The organism is Streptomyces sp. NPDC097617 (genome assembly GCF_044761485.1).
In the GTDB taxonomy this organism is placed as follows: Bacteria; Actinomycetota; Actinomycetes; order Streptomycetales; family Streptomycetaceae; genus Streptomyces.
Map to the genome: position 1 here is coordinate 1 of NZ_JBIWCL010000073.1, position 2,185 is coordinate 2,185.

The window sequence follows — 2,185 nt, forward strand, 5'->3', positions numbered from 1 at the left end:
TGGGTGCAGATCTTGTGAGGGTGCCTCGTTGGGGTGATCCGCAGGGGTTTGTGATGTGACGGTGCGGAGCGGTCTCTACCGTCGGCGAGGTGAGCCCGCCGTGGGTGCGGGCGTCGGGTGGGGGCGGGTGGTGTGGTGCCGTCGTTGATGGCCGCGTTGGATGCCAGGGAGAGTGCGTGCCGGTCCAGGGCTGTGGAGTTGCGCGAGCAGATCGCGGGGGTTTCTGATGAGTTGTCCCGGGTGGAGGCCGAGCTGTCGCGGCTGCAGATCACGCGGGAGACGGTGAAACTGGTGCTGGCCGACGGTCCGCGGGTGGCGGTTGCAGGTGATGCCGCCGGGGCGGCGGCGTCCGGGCCGGTCGATGTGGCCGCGGCGCTGCTGGCGGCTGAGGCCGTGGGCGATGTGACGGTGATGTCGCCGGACTACCAGCGGATCATCGCGCTGTTCGCCACGTCCGGATCGGCATGGCGGTGCAAGGACGTGTGCGTGGAGTTGGGGCTGGAGACGGAGGCCCGTCACGTGGAGGGTATGCGTTCGAAGCTCAAGCGCCTGGTGGAGCGGGGAATCTTGTCCGAGACCGGGCCGGGGTTGTTCAAGGTGGACGGACGGAAGTTGGGCTGGTGAGCGCGGCGCTGGGAGCCGGTGGCGGTCTGACGGCGACCGAGACCGCGTTCGCCGCCTCGCGCGGCCTGTTCGAGCAGGTGGCCACGGATCTGGCCGCGCCGGACGCCGCCGCGTTGACGCATTCGGCACTGGAGGACCTGCTCGCGGCGCGGATGCGCGAGGTGACCCGGCAGCTGTTCCAGGACCATCTGGACCTGCGCGCGGTCCGCGAGCGGCGGGCCGGGCAGGTGGTCGATGCGATCGGTGTCGAGCGCACCCGGATCGAGCGCGGGCGGGCCCGCATCCTGGCCACGGTGTTCGGGAAGGTCACCGCGACCCGGATCGCCTACCGGGCCACCGGCGCGGCGGATCTGCATCTGGCCGACGCCGCGTTGAACATGCCGGCCGGGATGCACAGCCTGGGACTGGCCAAGCTCGCCGCGACCGAGTCGGCCCGTGGCTCCTTCGCGGAAGCGTTCGACCGGGTCAACACGCTGACCGGCGCCGGGATCGGCCACCGGCAGGTCCAGGAGCTCGCCGTGGCCGCCGCGGCCGACATCGACGCCTTCTACCAGGCCTTGGTCCCCGAACCGTGCACCGATGCCACGTTGCTGGTCCTGTCCACCGACGGCAAGGGCGTGGTGATGAGGCCCGAGGCGCTGCGCGAGGCCACAGCGAAAGCCGCCGCGGCCAAGAACGGGAACAAGATGGCGACCAGGCTCGCGCCCGGGGAGAAACACGGCCGCAAGCGCATGGCCACCCTGGGCACCGTCTACGACACCGAGCCCGCCCCGCGCACCGTCGACGACATCATCGCCGACCCCGTCGATCCCGCCGACGTCGAGAAGGAACGCCGCCCCGGGCCGAAAGCCAGGTCCAAGTGGCTGTGCGGCTCGGTGAACGACACCGCCGAACAGGTCATCGCCGCGGTGTTCGACCAGGCCGAAGCCCGCGACCCCGACCACCTCCGGACCTGGGTCGTCCTGGTCGACGGCGCCCGCCACCAACTCGACCTCATCCAGGCCGAGGCCGGACGCCGGAACGTCACCGTGCACATCCTCATCGACATCATCCACGTGCTCGAATACCTGTGGGACGCCGCGCACTGCCTTCACCCGGCCGGCGACCGCGAGGCTGAAGCCTGGGTCGCCGGCCACGCCCGCACCATCCTGGCCGGAAGATCCGAACACGCCGCATCCTCGATCACCACGGCCGCAGAAGCTGCCGGGCTCAGGCCCGGCTCACGCAAGGGCATCGACGACGCCGTCGGCTACCTGAGGAACAAGGCGGCCTACCTGCGCTACGAACTCGCCCTGCGTGAAGGCTTCCCGATCGCCACGGGGATCATCGAGGGGGCCTGCCGCCACCTGGTCAAAGACCGACTCGACATCACCGGCGCCCGCTGGGGCCTCTCCGGCGCCGAGGCCGTACTGAAACTCCGCGCCCTGCGCAGCAACGGCGACTTCGACATCTATTGGGCCTGGCACGAGCAGCAAGAGTTCACCCGCAATCACCAGGCCCGCTACCGCGACACGCTCATGCCGGCGGCTTGATCGCCAGAACCCTCAATAGATCTACACCC

2 protein-coding genes are annotated in these 2,185 nt (G+C 70.1%); both read left to right on the forward strand.

Annotated elements, in window-relative coordinates; translation table 11 throughout:
• Window positions 1-192: 192 nt before the first annotated feature.
• Window positions 193-624 carry a hypothetical protein gene (locus ACIQZO_RS40425; protein ID WP_267761785.1) on the forward strand — a complete coding sequence of 144 codons (432 nt, stop codon included), beginning with the start codon at window positions 193-195 and terminating at the stop codon, window positions 622-624.
• Window positions 625-650: 26 nt separating this feature from the next.
• Window positions 651-2,156: an ISKra4 family transposase gene (locus ACIQZO_RS40430; RefSeq protein WP_403636413.1), complete on the forward strand. Its 1,506-nt coding sequence runs from the start codon at window positions 651-653 to the stop codon at window positions 2,154-2,156.
• Window positions 2,157-2,185 lie beyond the last annotated feature (29 nt).